Below are 19376 nucleotides of genomic sequence, written 5' to 3'. Positions count from 1 at the left end.
CCCTTTCTATGAGGATAGGCGGGACATTCTTGTCCCGTTGATTTTCATGGCCCTTTGTGAGCGCCCCGCTCATGACAGTTCATCCGAAAATCAACCCCATCCCCACCCTACCCCTCCCCTTGAAGGGGAGGGAATCAACATAGCCCCCTCTCCCTCAGGGAGAGGGTTAGGGTTAGGGTGAGGGTGGGGTTTTCATTGCCATTTGTGAGCCACCGGCTCATGACGGTTCATCCGCAAATCCCCTCCGGCGGGGTAAGAAAACCCCGCCTATCCATGTGTAAATTTGGGGGAACCCGCCTATCCATGCCTAAATTGAGGATAGGCGGGAGATTCCTGTCCCGCTGATTTTCATGTACATGGTTTGTGAGCCGAAGGCTCATGGGGGTTCACTTGAAGTGCCCGTCGTGTTTGGGTTTGATGGTACTGCAAACACAAGGGAGAAATGTTTCACCGAGAATTGCTGGTTCATCAGCGCATATCCTTGACACTGCAACATGCCGGATGTTATGATTGCCTTCTAAATTCAAGGGGTATATTATCGTATCCCATACACTAACAACGGATACGTTTCTCGGATTAATATGGATTATAAGGATACTTTAAACCTTCCTAAAACTGATTTTCCAATGAAGGCCAATCTCACTAAGATGGAGGATGTCTTTCTTGAGAGATGGAAGACCGGCAACATATACGGAAGATTACGAGAGAAGAATAAGAACAGACCCAAATATATACTCCACGACGGCCCCCCTTATGCAAACGGTAATATCCATATAGGCCATGCACTTAACAAAATCCTGAAAGACATCATTATAAAATCCAAGTCTATGAAAGGGTTTAATACCCCTTATGTGCCGGGATGGGATTGTCATGGTCTGCCTATTGAACATCAGGTAGACAAATCACTCGGCCCTAAGAAACGTGATATGAGCAGGACTGAGATAAGGCAGTTGTGCAGGGAGTATGCGGCGAAATTTGTGGATATTCAACGTGAGGAGTTCAAACGGCTCGGTATATTCGGTGATTGGGATTCGCCGTATCTTACATTGACGAATGATTATGAGGCGGCAATAATCAGGGAGTTCGGCAAGTTTATTGATAGAGAGGCTGTATATAAAAAGAAAAAGCCCGTGCTGTGGTGCACCTCCTGTGAGACAGCACTTGCAGAGGCAGAGGTTGAGTATGCTGAAGAGACATCACCGTCTGTCTATGTCAGATTTCCGGTAAAGCCGGTGCAATCAGGAGCGGCTCTTGACGAACGTGTCCCATCTTTAAAAGGTAAGGATGTATCAATAATAATATGGACTACAACTCCCTGGACACTTCCTGCAAACCTTGGCGTATGTCTGCATCCTGAGTTTACTTATACAGCAATAGATACAGGTGCAGGAACTTATATACTTGCAAAAGAACTGTTAAAGACATTCCTTGCAAAGATCGGCAAAGAGGATGTTGCTGTAGTTGCAGAATTCCAAGGGGCCGTACTTGAAGGTTTAACATTAGCACATCCGTTTATTGACAGGGATTCTGTGGTGGTTCTTGGGGATTATGTGACACTTGATCAGGGTACCGGCTGTGTTCATACAGCACCCGGTCATGGTGAAGAGGATTATGAGACAGGTCTCAGGTATGGGTTTGATATTTATTCACCTGTGAACAGCAGGGGGCAGTTTAATGAGGATGTCCCGTTCTTTGCCGGGATGAAGGTCTTTGCGGCTAATAAGGAGATAAATAAGAAGATGGAGGAGCTTGGGGTTCTTGTTAAAGAAGAACCTATTGTTCACTCCTATCCTCATTGCTGGCGTTGCAAGAAACCTGTTATCTTCAGGGCTACTGAACAGTGGTTTATTTCAATGGAGAAGAATGACCTTCGTAAGAAGGCATTGGATGCGATTGAAGCTGTAACATGGATACCCTCCTGGGGAAAAGACAGGATAAAGGGGATGATTGCCGTCAGGCCGGACTGGTGCATATCAAGACAGAGGACATGGGGTGTGCCGATTATCGCATTCTCATGTAAGAAATGCGGCCACCTGCTTATGGATAGTAATGTTGTAAATCATGTTGCAGGGCTTGTTGAAAAATCCGGCACTGATGTATGGTTTTCTGAAGAGGCAGAGGGATTACTGCCCGGAGAAATTTCCTGCCCGGGATGCAAAGGAACAGAGTGGCAAAAGGAGATGGATATATTGGATGTCTGGTTTGATTCAGGCACGAGCCATGTTGCCGTGCTTGAAACACGTGAAGATTTATCACGGCCTGCGGACCTGTATCTTGAAGGCAGTGACCAGCACAGGGGGTGGTTTCACAGCTCCCTCCTTGAGGCATTGGGGACAGGCAGGGAGTCGCCTTATAAAGCGGTACTTACACACGGATTTGTGGTTGATGGAAGCGGCCGCAAGATGTCCAAATCAGCGGGAAATGTGATCGCCCCTCAGGAGGTAATAAATCAGCACGGGGCTGAGATATTGAGGCTGTGGGTTGCAGCAGAGGATTACAGGGAAGACATACGCATATCCAAGTCAATCATTACCCAGGTTACTGAGGCATACAGAAGGATAAGGAATACATGCAGGTTTCTGCTTGGCAATCTGGATGATTTTAACCCTGAGATAGATAGTGTCCCTTATGAAGAACTCATGGAGATTGATAGGTGGGCTTTACTCAGGCTTCAAAGGCTTATCAACCGTGTAGAGAGGGGATACAGGGACTTTGAATTTCATCTGGTCTTCCACTCCCTCCACAATTTCTGTGTGGTTGACATGAGTTCGCTCTATCTGGATATTCTCAAAGACCGTCTGTATACATTTCATAAGGATTCAAAAGAGAGGCGTGCAGCACAAAGCACGATGTATCAGATACTCAAGGCTATGGTAAAGCTGATGGCGCCGGTACTTTCGTTTACAGCGGATGAGACATGGGGTTATATAAAGAAGGTCTCCGGAGAGGAAGACTCTGTACATCTGGAGCAGTTCCCGGAGATTGTGCAGGGATATTTCAATGAGACCCTTGAAGATAAATGGGAAAAGCTGATTCGCATAAGGGGAGAGGTAGCTAAGGCATTAGAGACCGCAAGAAAGGATCGTCTGATAGGTCATTCTCTTGAGGCACATGTTGATATATTTGCACAGGGAGACCTGGTTACCTTTTTAAAGAATGAGGAAAAGGAGTTTCCGTCTTTCTTTATAACCTCGTCTGCCAGTGTTAGTGAAGGGACACCCCCATCTGACGCATTTCAGGGGAAAGAGGTTGAAGGTCTCTTTGTGTCGGTATCAAAGGCAAAGGGAGGCAAGTGTGAAAGATGCTGGAATTACAGCGAATCAGTAGGCACTGATACAGAACATCCGGTAATATGCAAACGGTGTGCAGATGTGTTGAGGATAGATGAGAAATGAGATTAAATAGCAGAAGCAAGAAGTTAGAGGTAAGAAGTTAGATCCCTGCACCATGGTTTTCGTATCGTTTGGGTTCCCCCCCGACGCTACGGTAACGGAACACATTATTTTTGAATGAACTGTCATGAGCGGGGCGCTCACAAAGGGCAATGAAAACCCCACCCTCTCCCTGAGGGAGAGGGGGCTACGTTGATTCCCTCCCCTTCAAGGGGAGGGGTAGGGTGGGGATGGGGTTGATTTTCGGATGAACAAATACATTCTATTGACAGCTATTGCAGGGGCAATTATTATATTTGATCAGGCATCGAAATATGCGGTTCAGAACATGCTCGCTATTCATGATTATATTGAAATAATACCCGGTTTTTTTAATGTAACTTACGTGCAGAATCCGGGTGCTGCCTTCGGCATCTTTGGAAGGACGACAGGATTATTGAGATTAGCCCTTCTTATAGGCATTTCCCTATTTGCACTCATAATGCTCATATTTATGTATGAAAAGGCCGCAGGTAAATTTACTATGACACATCTGGCGATTTCATTGGTGACAGGCGGTGCGGTCGGCAACCTTATTGACCGTATACGGTTAAAATGGGTGATGGATTTTCTGGACTTTTACTGGAATGGCCACCACTGGCCTTCGTTTAACATCGCAGATATAGCCATTACACTTGGAACTATAATTCTCATGTTCAGTATCTTATTCTCGAAAAACAGAAATCTCGTAGATGTTTAAACATCTAAAACAGCAGGGGAGGGTAAACTGAAGCAATGAACAAACCATGGGAAAAATTATACAGCAAGGCAATGCTTACACTGGATGATGGGAACTGGCTTAAGGCAGTTCAATATCTGAAGAGATCCTGTGAACTGTACCCGGATAAGATTGATGCACATTATGAGCTTGCGGATATTTATCTGCAAATGGGGCATATTGATGCAGCACATGAAGTCGTTAAAGCAGCACTTGCAACAGACCCTATTGATTTTCAGTGCAACTTTATCCTCGGCAATATTTATCTTGCACAGGGTAAGGTGCGTGATGCACTGAAGGTTTACCTGTATCTTGAGAAGATGGCTGATGAACCGATACCTGACCTGCTGTTCAATATTGCCATGGCATTTGATTGCAAGGGGGATAAGCGAAAGGCCCTTTATTATGCCTCATTCGCAACCGATGAAGACCCTTCGTTTATAGAGGCTTATGAGCTTACCGGAAGGCTGCTGCTTGAAAATGGCGACCTGAAGGGGGCACACAATGCCTTCATGGAGATACTATCCCTTGAGCCTGATAATATCAGTGCACATCACATGCTTGGGGTTATATATTCAAAGGAAAAGCGGTGGCTTGAGGCAATTAAAGAGTGGGAGATTGTGCTCTCGATGGTACCTGATGCAGATGAGACACTTAGGGAACTCGGATGTGCCGTCAACCTCTTAGGAGACGCGGAAAAGGCCGTCAAACTCCTGCACAAGGCCATAGAGATAAACCCCGAAAACGTCCATGCAAAGTTGGATCTGAGGAAGCTATTGCATGGGAAATCGTAAAGGCAGTGAATAGTGGTTAGTGATTAGTGGATAGTAAACAGAAGTTTTTTTCTAATCACTAACCACTAATCACTAACCACTGTATTTAATATGTTGCAAATACGGGAGCATCAGGTATCTGAGAAAGAGGCTTATAAGAGGATAGACCAGTTCTTAGTAAACGTCCTTCCTGTATCAAGAACCACTATCCAGAGGCTGATCAATGAAAAACTTATCACTGTAAATAAAAATCAGGTCAAGCCGAATTATAAGATTCGTCCTGATGATGTCATTGACATACTGATTCCCGGTCCTTCTCCTGTCCCGCTACAGCCTGAAGAAATACCGCTTGATATATTATATGAAGATGAACACCTGCTGCTGGTCAATAAACCTTCCGGCCTTGTAGTCCATCCTGCCCCCGGTCATTTTAACGGGACGCTTGTCAATGCACTGCTGTTTCACTGTAAAGACCTGAAAGGTATCGGCGGCAGGGAACGCCCCGGCCTGGTTCATCGTCTTGATAAAGACACATCCGGCGTCCTTGTGATAGCCAAGAGTGATTTTGTTCATACGCACCTGTCAAGTCAATTTAAACTGCATACCATCAACAGGGTTTATGTTGCAGTGGTTCAGGGGGTTATGAAAAAGCATAAGGGTGTCATTGACCTTGCCATAGGCAGGGATAAAAAAGACCGTAAGAAGCACTCTCCGAGGACAATGAAACCGAAACATTCTATTACAAACTTTACTGTAATAAAAAGGTTTAAAGACGCGACATTTCTTGAACTCAGGCCTGAAACAGGAAGGACACATCAGTTACGTGTCCACCTCTCCCATTCCGGTCACCCTGTTGCCGGTGATAAGGTCTACGGCGGAAGAGGCCACAGCATGATAGGCAAGGTCAAAGTGGAGAGGCTGATGCTCCACGCAAAAAAACTCGGTTTTACTCATCCAGTGACAAATGAATATATGGAATATGATGCACCGTTGCCTGATGAGATGGAAGAGTTGATTAATATAAAACTCCATTAAATAGCAGGAAAAGATACTTTCAAAAGCATACAAAAAGCATACTTTCTATTGACAGCAAAATCTCATCCTGATAATTTAGCTTCAATAATGATAAACCAAAACCCTGAGCAGGTAGCAAGAGACAACATAGACAGGCAGTTGATTGCATGCGGCTGGGTTATTCAGGATAAGAAGCAGATCAATCTCGGCGCCGGTATTGGGGTAGCTGTTCGGGAATATCAAACAGACATCGGCCCTGCTGATTATATACTGTTTGTTGACAGGAAACCTGTTGGTGTTATTGAGGCCAAGCGGGAGGAAGAAGGCGTTCGCCTGACCACACACGAGGATCAATCCAGCGAATATGCCGTCAGCAAACTGAAGCACCTCAACAATGACCCTTTGTCTTTCGTGTACGAGAGCACAGGCGAAATAACCCGCTTTACCAACTACCGTGACCCAAAGCCGCGTTCACGTCCTGTATTTACCTTTCACAAGCCTGAGACTTTGAGAGAATTGCTGAAGGGTGAGAGGACGCTCAGGAAGGGGCTACTTAACCTACCCTCTCTACCGACAGAAGGACTCCGTGAATGCCAGATTAACGCCATAAATAATTTGGAACAATCTTTCAAGGAAAACAGGCCGCGGGCATTGATCCAGATGGCCACTGGCTCAGGCAAGACCTTTACCGCTATTACCTCCATCTACCGTCTGCTGAAATATGCAGGCGCTAAGCGGATTCTATTTCTCGTGGACACGAGGAATCTTGGGGAGCAGGCCGAGCAGGAGTTCATGGCCTTTCAGCCCAATGATGACAACCGCAAGTTCGCTGAGTTGTATGGCGTGCACCGCCTGAAATCAAGCAGTATCCCTACGGACAACCAGGTTTATATAAGCACCATCCAGCGCCTCTATTCTATCTTAAAGGGTGAAGAGCTGGATGAGGCAGCAGAAGAGGACAACCCCAATGAAAGACGCTGGCAGCCCAAAGAGCCTGTGCCTGTGGTCTACAACGAAAGGCCGCCCCCTGAGTTCTTTGATTTTGTAGTGATTGATGAATGTCACCGGAGTATCTACAATCTGTGGAAACAGGTGCTGGAATATTTTGACACCTTCCATGTCGGCCTTACCGCAACCCCAGATAATCGCACATTCGGATATTTCAACCAGAACGTGGTCAGTGATTACGGCTTTGAAGAGGCGGTGACGGATGGTGTTCTGGTTCCATACAATGTCTTTATTATAGATACCCGGATTAGCCGGAAAGGTGGAGTCGTCTGGAAGGGTGAATATGTGGATCACCGTGAGAAATTAACCCGCAGAAAACGATGGGATCAAATAGACGAGGATGTGGAATACAGTGCGAAGCAGTTGGATGATGCAGTGGTGAACCCCAATCAGATCCGCCTTATCATCAGGACATTCAAAGAGCATCTTCCGGAAATCTTCCCCGGACGTTACGACAGGGACGGAAGATTCGAGATACCCAAGACACTCATCTTCGCCAAGAGCGATTCCCATGCTGATGACATCATCAATATTGTGAGGGAAGAGTTTGCAGAGGAAAACAAGTTCTGCAAAAAAGTTACCTACAAAGTGGATGACCCGAAAGGCGTATTACAGAATTTCAGGAATGAATACTATCCTCGCATTGCTGTAACGGTTGATATGATTGCTACAGGGACTGATGTGAAGCCGCTGGAATGTCTCCTTTTCATGCGGGATATAAAGAGCCGCAATTATTTTGAACAGATGAAGGGGCGCGGCACCCGCACCATCCTTCTGGACGACCTGAGAAAGGTGACCCCGTCTGCCAGGTATGTTAAGGATCACTTTGTGATTGTGGACGCAATAGGAGTGACAAAGAGCCTCAAGACCGACAGCCGCCCTCTGGAAAAGAAGCCTGGAGTGCTGCTGAAAGATCTTTTGGGAGCTGTAGCCGTGGGTGCAAGGGATGAAGACCTTTTTACCTCATTGGCCAATCGCCTCACACGTCTGGAGAGACAGCTCACTGAAGAAGAGAAGATACTGTTTGCTGAAAAGGCCAACGGGAGGACAATGAAACAGACAGTGGAGGAACTGCTGAATGCCTACAATCCCGATACCATTGAAGATCTGCGGTTACAGAGCTATGAGGAGAATAAGAACGCCTCGAGTTTTGCGATTGAAGAGGCCTTTTCCAGAAGTCACAATGCCCTGATTGATAAGGCGGCAGAGGTCTTTACCGGTGACCTGAACACCTTTGTTGAAAACGTCCGCAAGGCGCATGAGCAGATCATTGATCACATCAACCCCGACAACCTGCTGAATGTCGGTTGGGACAAGGACAATACGATCAGGGCCACGGAACTGGTAAATGACTTTACCGCATGGCTGCAAGCACACAGAGATGAGATCACCGCCCTGCAGATATTCTACAACCAGCCCTACCGCAGACGTGAGTTGACCTTCAGCATGATCAAAGAGCTGCTGGAGAAACTGAAGACCGACAAGCCGGCGCTGGCACCCTTGCGGATATGGAATGCTTATGAGCAGATAGAAAGAGCCAATGGCTCACCAAAGAATGAGTTGATTGCCCTCGTATCCCTCATCCGCAGGGTAATGAACATTGATCAACTCCTGACCCCTTACGACAAGACAGTAGACAAAAATTTCCAGAACTGGGTATTTCAAAAACAGGCCGGTGCATTGAAGTTTACTGAGGAACAGATGCAATGGCTAAGGATGATAAAAAATTACGTTGCCGGCAGTTTCCATATTGAAAGAGACGATTTTGACCTCAGCCCCTTCAATGCGCACGGTGGCCTGGGGAAGATGTGGCAACTGTTTGGCGAAGAGACCAATGAGATTATCAACGAACTGAATGAGGCGTTGGCGGCGTGAGTGTAATCATAAAAAATACTTTTAAAAACGATTAAATATTGATTTATTGCTAATATTTATATAGTATACTATGCATATATCAGGTAAATAATCTATTTTGGGGATAAATTGAAGGATTTTTTTGATCATGCAGAGGTACTTAACGTACTACATGGATTTAACCCATGGTGGTCTGGCAGGCCATATTCTGTCCATGACTTTAAAAGGCTGGCGTTTCAGACATGCCGTACTTATTTAAAAGATTCCACTCTGAAGCGGGCCATCCTGCTTTCAGGGCCGCGGCGTGTGGGAAAAACTACTATTCTGATGCAAATAGCCGACGGCCTTATAAGAGAAGGCCGTGATCCTAAAAGTGTATTCTATATCAGCCTTGACCATCCACTGATAAAATTACTCAGCATGAGGCGGATTCTTGAATTTTATCACGAATCCATCTATTCACAGGGAAGGGAGACATTTCTCCTTCTGGATGAAATACAGTATTCAAAAGAATGGGAAACTGAGATAAAGCTCCTTGTGGACCATCAGCCTAATTACAGGATTCTTGCCACAGGCTCTGCCAGTGTGGTTCATCGCGAACGCCTTACTGAAAGCGGTGTAGGAAGATGGATAACCGTACCGGCTCCAACCCTCTCATTCTTTGAGTTTATCCATATCAGGGGAGAACCAATCCCTGAAATTCCTGAAGACTTGCGACCGGTAGACCTCTTTACAAAGTCACAAGGAGAGTTTGCGGAATTGTCCGCACGTTTCCGGGGGCTTCTCCCATCGTTTCAGCAGTACCTGCTTGTAGGCGGATTTCCGGAAACTGCCATTCAGAAGAATATCAGTCTTTGCCAGCGGTTACTGAGGGAGGACGTGGTTGAGCGTGTGCTAAAGCGGGACATGACAGCCCTCTTTGGGGTAAGAAATGTCAATGAGCTTGAAAAACTTTTTATCTATCTATGTATCCATAGTGGAGGCATTGTAGCACACAAGACCTGTGCAGACGCACTGGGCACGACTACAACTACGATTGCAAATCACCTGACCCTGCTTGAGCAGGCAAATCTCATTTATCGTCTCCCTCCTGCGGATGCAGGGGGAAAAAAGGTATTGAAGGCCCGCAATAAATATTATCTGGTTGATGCTGCACTTCGTAATGCCGTACTCCTGCGGGGTGAAGAGATTCTCATGAACCCTGATGAAATGGGTATCATTGCAGAGACAACAGTGCTCAGGCATCTTTATGCATACTACTATCATGATGTGCCGGAAATAGTCTACTGGCGGGACCCTGTTTCTCAGAAAGAGGTGGACATTATTGTCCGGAGTCCAAATTATATCATTCCCTTTGAAGTTAAATATCAGGAAAGACCCCATATAAAGGAAAGCAGCGGGCTTGTTGCCTATTGCCGTTTGGAAAATGTCAAACGGGCCTACTGGGTAACAAAGCTTGACAGGGATTTTGGGGTTACAATGTTTGATGGATTGGAGACCTCTTTCCTGAATGTACCGGCGCATATTTTGTGCTATCTGTCTGGCCAGTCGGAAAGGCTGTTATGGACGTAGTGTCCGCGGAGGATTTTTTCCAATAAATATGCAAGCTTATTCAGCAGATGGATTGCCAGAGGGGTGGGATTGGACGACAATCAGCGACATTGTTGGTAAAAAAGGTATTTTTGTTGATGGCGATTGGGTTGAGAGTAGGGATCAAGATCCGAATGGTGATGTTCGACTCATACAATTAGCCGATATTGGTGATGGTGAATATCGAAATAAATCAGAAAGATTCCTTAAATATGAAAAAGCTATTGAGCTATGTTGTACCTTTTTAAAAAAAGGAGATGTTCTTATTGCCCGTATGCCCGACCCTTTAGGGCGGTCATGTATTTTTCCCGGCGACCTAAAAAAGTCTGTTACCGTTGTTGATGTTGCAATAGTACGCCCGGGGAACGCTGACTTCGAGACAAAATGTTTGATGTATTTTATTAATGCGCCTGCGTTTCGTAATGCAGTTGCATCATTGGAAAGTGGAACTACACGGAAAAGAATTTCAAGAAGTAATCTGGCGACAATGAGTTTCCCCCTCCCGCCCCTCCCCGAACAGCACGCCATCGTTTCTAGGATAGAGCAACTCTTCAGCGAGTTGGACAAAGGGATCGAAGCCCTCAAAACTGCACAGCAGCAACTCAAAGTGTACCGCCAAAGCGTGTTGAAATGGGCGTTTGAGGGGAAGCTGACAGAGAAGTGGCGGCAGAATCAGGATTTGCCTGATGCACAGGATTTGCTTGAAAAGATACAGAAGGAGAGAGAAGAAAAGGCCATGGCCAGCGGCATGAAGCTTAAACAGGTTGCACCTTTGACGAAAGATGAATTAGACGCCCTGCCTGAATTGCCGGAGGGGTGGGGGTGTGTGAGGTCAGGTGAGTTGTATGGATTTGTAACAAGCGGTTCAAGAGGGTGGGCTAAGTATTATTCAGCAGAAGGGGCCATTTTTTTAAGAATAACAAACTTAGACTTCGATAGTTTGGAACTTGATCTATCCCCTGAAAATATTCAATACGTAAAACCACCGCAAGGCACTGAAGGCCAAAGGACAAGGATATTTGAAGGTGATTTCCTTTTTTCAATTACAGGTTATTTGGGAATGTTTGCGATCGCCCCAAAACTGGATGAAGCATATGTTAATCAACATATTGCATTGTGCAGACCTATTGAAGGATTTGACAAAAAATATTTCGGCTATTGGGTAATCTCAAGAGTTGGTGGAAATCATTTCATAAATCAGTTGCAAAAAGGGGCAACCAAAGCGGGTTTAGGTCTTGATGATATTCAAAATTTTCCTGTTCCAATTTGTTCTCTACCCGAGCAAAGCCAAATCGTCCAGGAAATAGAATCCCGTCTGTCAGAGTGTGATAACATGGAGGCCACCATTGCCACCTCTCTGCAGCAGGCCGAGGCCCTGCGGCAAAGCATCTTAAAGAAGGCATTTGAAGGCAGGCTACTGAATGATAAGGAGCTGGAGGCAGTCAGGCAGGACCCAGCGTGGGAACCGGCGGAGAGGCTGTTGGAGAGGATAAGGGAGGAGAATGCCGGGCTTCATTCGGAGAAGAAAGGGCGGAAGAGTAAGGCATGAGTAAAATAACACGTTCATGAGCCTTCGGCTCACAAGGTATTATGAAAATAAGACCCCCTCACCCGGACCCTCTCCCGCAAGGGGAGAGGGATGCTTAGATGATTCCCTCCCCCTTGAGGGGGGAGGGTTAGGGTGGGGGTGAGCTATGGTGATTTTCGGATGAATCGTCATGAGCCGTGGGCTCACAAAGGTAAATGAAAATCCCCCCTCTTAAGATTAAGAGGGGGAAGGGGGAGTTATGAAGTGCATAGAAGAACGATGCAACATAGCTATAACCCCCTCTTTCCCCCTTAAATTAAGGGGGATGAATTAAGGGCAATTGGTGTTAAGAAGAGATTTTCGGGTGAAGGCTCGTTAATTATTCCCGTATGTTTCCGGAAAGGAAAGTATAAGGTATGAGTATAGAGCGGGTAAGGCGAATGGGCGGGTGGATGAACTTGGATCCGGTGTGTTGAACGTGAACAAGTATCTTCCTGTTTATGCCCCCGGGAAGAGGCCGCAATTTTTAGAGGGTAATAGTTTCAAGATGATAATTCCGTTGGATGGAAATATGATTACTAAGTTTACTGTATCAGATGGCACAGTAAGTGATAGAGTAAGTGATAGAGTAAATGAGGGAATAATTGAGGGTATAAGTGCGGATGTAAAAGGTAAACTTCTCAAATTAGTACTTGCTGTAATGAATAAGCCGCTTCAAAAAGCAGATGAGCTGGCAACTGGTTTAAATGTATCAGTACCTACAGTGAACCGCTACATCAAGATACTAAGATTACTTGAAGTTATTGAGTTTGAAGGCCCGCCTAAATCTGGGGGGTATGTTTTATCAGCACAATTTACAAGGGAAATTGAAATATGAGCAGCAACACATCAGGCATCATAAGCAAGGTCTGGTCTTTCTGCAACACCCTCCGGGATGATGGCGTGGGATATGGGGATTACTTAGAGCAGCTTACGTACCTGCTCTTTTTGAAAATGGCAGATGAATACAGCAGGCCGCCATACAGCAGACCCCTCCATATCCCCGTGGAATATAACTGGGAAAGCCTCACTGCCAAACGAGGTGCAGAGCTGGAGGGGCATTACACAACATTGTTACGTGAGCTGGGGAAGCAGAAGGGGATACTGGGGCAGATCTTCACCAAGAGTCAGAACAAGATTCAGGATCCTGCCAAGCTCTACAAGCTCATTGATATGATTGACAAGGAGCAATGGAGTTTGATGGGCACAGATGTAAAGGGGGCAATATACGAAGGACTGCTCGAGAAGAATGCAGAGGATACTAAGAGCGGGGCAGGGCAGTATTTCACGCCGAGGGCACTAATAAAGGTGATGGTAGCATGTCTGCGGCCGGAACCTATGAAAATTATTGCAGATCCTGCGGCAGGCACAGGTGGTTTCCTCCTGGCTGCTTATGATTTCATTACGGAAAACTATGAACTGGACAAAGACCAGAAAAAATCTCTGAAATACAAGACCTTTTGCGGAAACGAGATCGTGGCCAGTACACGCAGGCTGGCCCTGATGAACATGTTCCTGCACAACATCGGGGATATTGACAGCGAAAATGTTATTTCATCAACTGATGCATTGGTAGCAGATTCAGGATTGCGGGTAGACTATGTCCTTACCAATCCGCCTTTCGGTAAAAAGAGTAGTATGACCTTTACCAATGAAGAAGGCGAGCAGGAAAAAGAAGGTCTGACATACAACCGTCAGGACTTCTGGGCAACCACCAGCAATAAGCAGCTCAACTTTGTACAGCACATACGAACCATGCTCAAGACCGACGGAAAGGCGGCAGTAGTATTACCTGACAACGTGCTGTTTGAAGGCGGTGCAGGTGAAACAGTAAGAAAGAAGCTGCTGGAAACAACCGACCTCCATACTATCCTGCGACTCCCGACAGGGATATTTTATGCCCAGGGGGTAAAGGCAAATGTGCTTTTCTTTGATGCAAGACCAGCGAATAAAGACCCATGGACAAAGGAGGTCTGGGTCTATGATTACCGCACCAATGTCCACCATACCCTCAAGAAGAATCCGCTGAAGCTGGATGACCTGAAGGAGTTCATTGAATGCTATAATCCTGAAAACAGGCATAGGAGAAAAGAGACATGGGATAGTAATACAAATCCCGATGGTAGGTGGAGGAGATTCACATACAACGAAATCATTAACCGCGACAAGACCAGCCTTGATATCACATGGCTGAAGGATAAATCCCTTGCAGACCTTGATAACCTGCCTGATCCAGACACTTTAGCCGCTGAGATTGTTGAAAATATCGAGGCAGGGCTGGAGAGCTTCAGGGAAATCCTGTTAATATGCAGGGGATAAAGAGGGCGGACACGGGATCAAGTTACGCTTTGGAAGCAGTATTGTTGGACGGGTGAAAGAGATTATCGCAGTTACCCCTGAGGGTGAGGGGATTTCTATGAGAAGCTGCCTTTTCTATTACTATTTGCCACTACTATTGCATTTAGTAGCACTATATGCTAAAGTTGTGACGTATGGTAAGCAGGCAATTCTGGATTGATTTGATTGAAAAGGCTTGGAGCCGGCGTTCTGTTATCTGGCTTTCCGGTGTAAGGCGGGCGGGAAAGACGTATCTATGCCGGAGTCTTCATGGGATTGAATACTTCGATTGTGAGTTGCCACGTATAAGGCGTATGATGGAAGACCCTCAGGCATTTTTGGAAGGGCTTAGGGGGAAACGCATAATATTGGATGAAGTCCATCGTCTGGGAAATCCTTCTGAGATACTGAAGATTGCTGCTGACCACTTTCCGGATATCTTAATTGTCGCTACGGGTTCATCTACCCTTGGGGCATCTGCCAAATTCAGAGACACCCTTTCAGGCCGTAAAGCAGAACTATGGCTTACCCCCATGATCTCGGCTGACCTCAAAGATTTTGACAAAACAGACTTGAAACACCGTTTTATCCGCGGCGGGCTGCCTCCTTTTTTTATGGCTGATGAAACTCCGGAACGGGATTTTCAGGAATGGATGGATGCCTATTGGGCTAAAGATATCCAGGAGCTTTTCAGGCTGGAGCGGCGTTATTCATTTCAGAAGTTTGCTGAACTTTTGATCATGCAGAGCGGTGGTATATTTGAGGCAACAAGATTTGCCGACCCATGTGAGGTCAGCCGTACGACGATTAACAACTACCTCTCTGTGCTGGAGTCAACCTATTCAGTACATGTGATTCGCCCCTTCAGTTCACGCCGATCATCAGAAATTATTTCTGCACCTAAGGTATATGCCTTTGATACAGGCTTCGTCTGTTATTACCGTGGATGGCATGAACTTCGTCAGGATGATATGGGACTCCTGTGGGAACATTTTGTTCTTAACGAGATACAGGCCCGTCTGCAGACCAGAAGGATTTCATACTGGCGCGATAAAAGGGGGCATGAGATAGACTTTGTGTTAACAGGTTACAAAAAACCGGAACAGCCGCTAGCCATAGAATGTAAGTGGTCTTCATCCGGGTTTGACGCCGGTAATATTAAAATATTCCGAAAACAATATCCTGTTGGATGTAACTATGTTGTCTCTGCCGATACAGACCGTTCTTATACAAGTGTCTACGATAATATTTCCGTGAACTTTGTAAGTCTCTCAGGGTTAATACAGAAAATCGGGCAGTGACTTGATTATCCCCTACAGGAAGAGATGGAAGAGTTGATTAAAATGAACCTGAGCTAATTTGATTACATTATATACCGAATATTCTGTATCCTTTTTTTATGATGATTGAAATGGAATTATAATAAAAAAACTGTTATAATCTCCTCAGTTTTTTTCTATTGTGTTCAAATAAAAAATATATTTGATATGAAACCCTCACGAACCTTTGGCTAATAAAAGATGATTATAATTCCCTCCCCTTCAAGGGGAGGGTTAGGGTGGGGATGGGGTTATTTTTAATCGAAAGGAAATAAATCTATGCCGTATTCAGAAACACCGGTAACAATATTAACCGGATTGAACAGGCTGGCTTATAATTTGTGGTGGTCATGGAGTGATAATGCACAGAGGATTTTTGATTTAATTGACAGTAAGCTCTGGAAAGAGGCAGAGAGGAATCCTGTTGTATTTTTAAAGAGGCTGAGCCGTGAATCCCTCTTAGAGGCTGTTTCGCGTAAAGAGGTTATAGAATCATATAAACAGGTCATATCAGAGTTTGATGCCTATCTGCATCAGGACAAGACGTGGTTTAATGTCCAGTACCCGGGATGGGAAAATATCCGTATAGCATATTTTTCAGCAGAGTTCGGATTGCATGAATCAGTTCCTATTTACTCCGGCGGTCTTGGCGTACTTGCCGGTGACCATTGCAAGGCGGCCAGTGACCTTGGCCTTCCTTTTACAGCTATCGGTCTTCTCTACAGGCAGGGATACTTTGTCCAGCAGATAAATAAGAAGGGACAGCAGGAGGCAGTATATGTAAGATACAACTTTGATGATATGCCGCTGCAACTTATTAAGAATATTTCAGGAGAAGATATTGTTATAAATGTGGAGCTTCCCGGCAGGATATGTTATGCAAAGATATGGAAGATAAATGTCGGCAGGATACCGCTATTTTTGCTGGATAGTGACATTGATGAGAACAGTGCTGAGGACAGAATGCTTACCAATAACCTCTATGGCGGTGACCATGACATTAGGATATCTCAGGAGATATTGCTCGGGATGGGCGGAGTCAGGGCGCTCAACGCAATGGGGATTAAGCCCACTGTCTGGCACATGAATGAAGGACATTCAGTTTTTCTTGGGCTTGAGAGGATAGTTAATCTTATGAAAGGCGGCAAAGGCGTCGGGTTGTCATTTGCTGAGGCACATGAGGTTGTTAAGGCAAATGCGATATTTACAACCCACACACCTGTTCCGGCAGGTAATGATGCCTTCTCCCTTTTAATGATAGAGAAGTATTTTAAGAGGTATCTGGAAAAGGCAGGTATAAAAACCCATGAGTTCATGAGGATCGGCCTTCGTCCTAGGGGCGGCGGGTCCGACCTGTTCAGCCTTACAATTCTTGCATTCCATTTTTCTGCACAAAGTAATGGAGTAAGTAGTCTCCATGGACATGTCTCAAGGACAATATGGAATGATGTCTGGCACGGGGTCCCATTGGGAGAGATACCTATTGGTCATATTACAAACGGCGTTCATACACTTACATGGCTTGATCCTTCGATTGCAGACCTGTTTGACAGATACATGGGTTCTGAGTGGCGGCAGATAATTGATCTAGAAATATGGGACAAGGTAAATGATGTTCCGTCGGCGGAGTTATGGGGTGTTCGTAATAGGTTAAAGGAGCAGATGATAAAGTCTGTTCACCACAGATTAGCGATTCAATCCCAGAGACATTTATCCAATACAAAAAAGGGTAAATCCGGCGAGGTTCTTTTAAACCCAAAAGCCCTGACTCTTGGATTTGCAAGACGGTTTGCAACATACAAAAGGGCTACGCTAATTTTCCGTGATATGGACCGGCTCAGAAAGATACTCAATAATAAAGAACGTCCTGTGCAGATCATATTTGCAGGTAAGGCCCATCCGGCAGATAAACCGGGTCAGGAATTTATTGCAAGGGTTTATGAGATCTCACAGATGAAGGAATTCTCCAATAAGATTGTGATGGTTGAAGGTTATGACATGCACCTTGCAAGACACCTCGTATCAGGCGTTGATATATGGCTGAATACTCCAAGGAGGCCTTATGAGGCAAGCGGTACAAGCGGACAAAAGGCAGGGCTTAACGGTGCAGTAAACTTCAGCGTATTGGACGGATGGTGGGTTGAGGGCTTCAATGATAAGAACGGATGGTCTATAGGCGGAGACAATGATATTGGAAATGAAGAGCTTCAGGACAAGTTAGACAGCGAGGATATTTACGAAAAGCTGGAAAACGAGATTGTTCCTATGTATTACAACAGGAATGAAGAGGGTGTGCCTGAGAGATGGATGGAGGTTGTAAAGGAATCTATAAAGACGATACTGCCTCAGTTCAGTACAGCGAGGATGGTCAGGGATTACTTTAATGTCATGTATATGCCTGCACATATAAGGGGTGAGAGGCTTGCTGAGGCGGATTTTGATAAGGCAAAGGCGCTGGCTGACTGGAAGTCTTGGATGAAGAGTAACTGGGAGTATATAAAGGTCGTTTCAATTGAAAAGGGTGAGCATATAAAGGATGACCTCGGCACCCCTACAGAATATTATGAAATTATTATAACCATTGATCTCGGCCCGCTTTCTCCGTCTGATGTGGCTATAGAGATATTCAAGGGCATTATGGATAAGAAAGGTGAGTTTAAGTCATTAGGTACCATTCCCATGAAAAGACTCGGCGAGATTTGGGAAGGTTTCTACAGCTACGCCGGCATAGTCCCATCTGACACAAGAGAAGGCTACGGCTTCTTCTTCCACATCGTCCCCACCCATCCCGACCTCGGAAATAAATATGAGCTTGGATTGATAAGGACTACCTATGTGGCGGCGGATGAGGTTGGGGTGTTGTAGGGGGAAACAGGAAAATCATGTTAAAAATCTTTTTTTTCAGATTCAGAACTATTGGGGGTAAGAAATATGAAGAACCTTGCAATTGACGATCGTCTTTATAATTTGATCAAGGAACTTAATTTTAATGATGTTGAAGATTTAATAAAGGATTCCTTAATTACTGAGGTGCTTTATAAAATTTCAGATTATTCTGGAGATGTAGATTTTTTTGAAAAAAAATATGGGAAAGGCTTTAATGAATTCAAGATTGAATATGAAACAGGTGAGGAAGATTTTTCACGTTATGATGATTTGATAACATGGGAATTTACACAGAAAGGAAAAGAATATTGGACAAAAAAGATCGAAGAGTTGAAAAGTGTTTTATAAGGTCATCGCATAAATTCAGAAAATTATAACTGAAGTTTCTGTTTCTAAGTATAGAAACAGATGAATTCTGTTTTTTATTAATTGCAAAGGTTAAATTTATTGATGGCTCATTTCTTCATATTAAAGACTATATATTCGAAGATGGTAAAAGAAAATATTCTTATCACTTGCATGATTTGAAAGGAAATTTAATCTCAAGATGGGACAATTCACCCCACCATAAAGATATCGAGACATTCCCTCATCATAGGCACTTGCTTGATAAAATTATTGATTCAAAGGAACACCATATAAGTGATATTCTCAATGTAATTAAATCTTGCCTTTAAATTCTCATGCATGGGTATGACAACTTCTTCTTTTATAAGACTTTTGTAATAGCCTCAAATGCAACCCTTCAGTGAGGCGTGGTGACACGAAAAAACTACTTGCGTTCTGGTTGCCATCTATGGTACAACATGATGAATGGAGATGGCGGTCAGATATCGTGGCAGAGAATTCGCCCATGAGGAAATAGCCGAAGTACGTGAT

The 19376-nt window shown here is 44.9% G+C and carries 13 protein-coding genes; 12 read left to right on the top strand and 1 reads right to left on the bottom strand.

The window, feature by feature from the left end; genetic code table 11:
- Positions 1-227: 227 nt before the first annotated feature.
- Complete coding sequence (locus tag HZA08_08935; protein MBI5193549.1) at positions 228-380, bottom strand: hypothetical protein; 153 nt, start codon at positions 378-380, stop codon at positions 228-230.
- A 201-nt stretch (positions 381-581) separates the two neighbouring features.
- Here HZA08_08935 and ileS point away from each other — a divergent pair, with 201 nt between their 5' ends.
- The 12 genes from ileS to HZA08_08875 all read left to right on the top strand — a co-directional run bounded on the left by ileS (position 582) and on the right by HZA08_08875 (position 18845).
- Positions 582-3395, top strand: coding sequence for an isoleucine--tRNA ligase (ileS, locus tag HZA08_08930; protein ID MBI5193548.1), 2814 nt, complete (start codon positions 582-584; stop codon positions 3393-3395).
- 244 nt (positions 3396-3639) lie between these two features.
- Entirely contained in the window at positions 3640-4131 is a 492-nt protein-coding gene (lspA, locus tag HZA08_08925) for a signal peptidase II (protein ID MBI5193547.1), read from the top strand.
- Positions 4132-4166: 35 nt separating this feature from the next.
- Positions 4167-4943 (top strand): tetratricopeptide repeat protein, encoded by a 777-nt coding sequence (locus tag HZA08_08920; protein ID MBI5193546.1) that lies wholly within the window; start codon positions 4167-4169, stop codon positions 4941-4943.
- A 90-nt stretch (positions 4944-5033) separates the two neighbouring features.
- Positions 5034-5957, top strand: a complete 924-nt coding sequence (locus HZA08_08915) for an RluA family pseudouridine synthase (GenBank protein ID MBI5193545.1) — start codon at positions 5034-5036, stop codon at positions 5955-5957.
- Between the two features lie 87 nt (positions 5958-6044).
- On the top strand, positions 6045-8819 hold the full coding sequence (locus tag HZA08_08910) for a DEAD/DEAH box helicase family protein (GenBank protein ID MBI5193544.1): 2775 nt from the start codon (positions 6045-6047) through the stop codon (positions 8817-8819).
- Positions 8820-8927: 108 nt separating this feature from the next.
- Positions 8928-10370 (top strand): ATP-binding protein, encoded by a 1443-nt coding sequence (locus HZA08_08905; protein ID MBI5193543.1) that lies wholly within the window; start codon positions 8928-8930, stop codon positions 10368-10370.
- Positions 10371-10398: 28 nt separating this feature from the next.
- On the top strand, positions 10399-11937 hold the full coding sequence (locus HZA08_08900) for a restriction endonuclease subunit S (GenBank protein ID MBI5193542.1): 1539 nt from the start codon (positions 10399-10401) through the stop codon (positions 11935-11937).
- A gap of 427 nt (positions 11938-12364) precedes the next feature.
- A complete protein-coding gene (locus HZA08_08895; protein MBI5193541.1) occupies positions 12365-12793 on the top strand; it encodes an HTH domain-containing protein in 429 nt (142 codons plus the stop codon).
- Positions 12790-14274: an SAM-dependent DNA methyltransferase gene (locus tag HZA08_08890; protein ID MBI5193540.1), complete on the top strand. Its 1485-nt coding sequence runs from the start codon at positions 12790-12792 to the stop codon at positions 14272-14274. Before HZA08_08895 ends, HZA08_08890 begins: the two co-directional genes overlap by 4 nt.
- Positions 14275-14447: 173 nt before the next feature.
- On the top strand, positions 14448-15593 hold the full coding sequence (locus HZA08_08885) for an ATP-binding protein (GenBank protein MBI5193539.1): 1146 nt from the start codon (positions 14448-14450) through the stop codon (positions 15591-15593).
- 297 nt (positions 15594-15890) lie between these two features.
- A complete protein-coding gene (gene glgP, locus HZA08_08880; protein ID MBI5193538.1) occupies positions 15891-18476 on the top strand; it encodes an alpha-glucan family phosphorylase in 2586 nt (861 codons plus the stop codon).
- 66 nt (positions 18477-18542) lie between these two features.
- Entirely contained in the window at positions 18543-18845 is a 303-nt protein-coding gene (locus HZA08_08875) for a hypothetical protein (GenBank protein MBI5193537.1), read from the top strand.
- The last annotated feature ends 531 nt before the right edge of the window (positions 18846-19376 follow it).

The sequence above is a fragment of the Nitrospirota bacterium genome, assembly GCA_016212215.1.
Taxonomy (GTDB): domain Bacteria; phylum Nitrospirota; class 9FT-COMBO-42-15; order HDB-SIOI813; family HDB-SIOI813; genus JACRGV01.
Note: the sequence above shows the minus strand (reverse complement) of the source record. Positions and strands in the feature narration are given on the sequence as shown.

Excerpts from the sequence above, each read along its gene's own strand:
- HZA08_08935 (MBI5193549.1), bottom strand. The coding sequence starts at position 380 with ATGAGCCTTCGGCTCACAAACCATGTACATGAAAATCAGCGGGACAGG.
- ileS (MBI5193548.1), top strand. The coding sequence starts at position 582 with ATGGATTATAAGGATACTTTAAACCTTCCTAAAACTGATTTTCCAATG.
- lspA (MBI5193547.1), top strand. The coding sequence starts at position 3,640 with ATGAACAAATACATTCTATTGACAGCTATTGCAGGGGCAATTATTATA.
- HZA08_08920 (MBI5193546.1), top strand. The coding sequence starts at position 4,167 with ATGAACAAACCATGGGAAAAATTATACAGCAAGGCAATGCTTACACTG.
- HZA08_08915 (MBI5193545.1), top strand. The coding sequence starts at position 5,034 with ATGTTGCAAATACGGGAGCATCAGGTATCTGAGAAAGAGGCTTATAAG.
- HZA08_08910 (MBI5193544.1), top strand. The coding sequence starts at position 6,045 with ATGATAAACCAAAACCCTGAGCAGGTAGCAAGAGACAACATAGACAGG.
- HZA08_08900 (MBI5193542.1), top strand. The coding sequence starts at position 10,399 with ATGCAAGCTTATTCAGCAGATGGATTGCCAGAGGGGTGGGATTGGACG.
- HZA08_08890 (MBI5193540.1), top strand. The coding sequence starts at position 12,790 with ATGAGCAGCAACACATCAGGCATCATAAGCAAGGTCTGGTCTTTCTGC.
- HZA08_08885 (MBI5193539.1), top strand. The coding sequence starts at position 14,448 with ATGGTAAGCAGGCAATTCTGGATTGATTTGATTGAAAAGGCTTGGAGC.
- glgP (MBI5193538.1), top strand. The coding sequence starts at position 15,891 with ATGCCGTATTCAGAAACACCGGTAACAATATTAACCGGATTGAACAGG.
- HZA08_08875 (MBI5193537.1), top strand. The coding sequence starts at position 18,543 with ATGAAGAACCTTGCAATTGACGATCGTCTTTATAATTTGATCAAGGAA.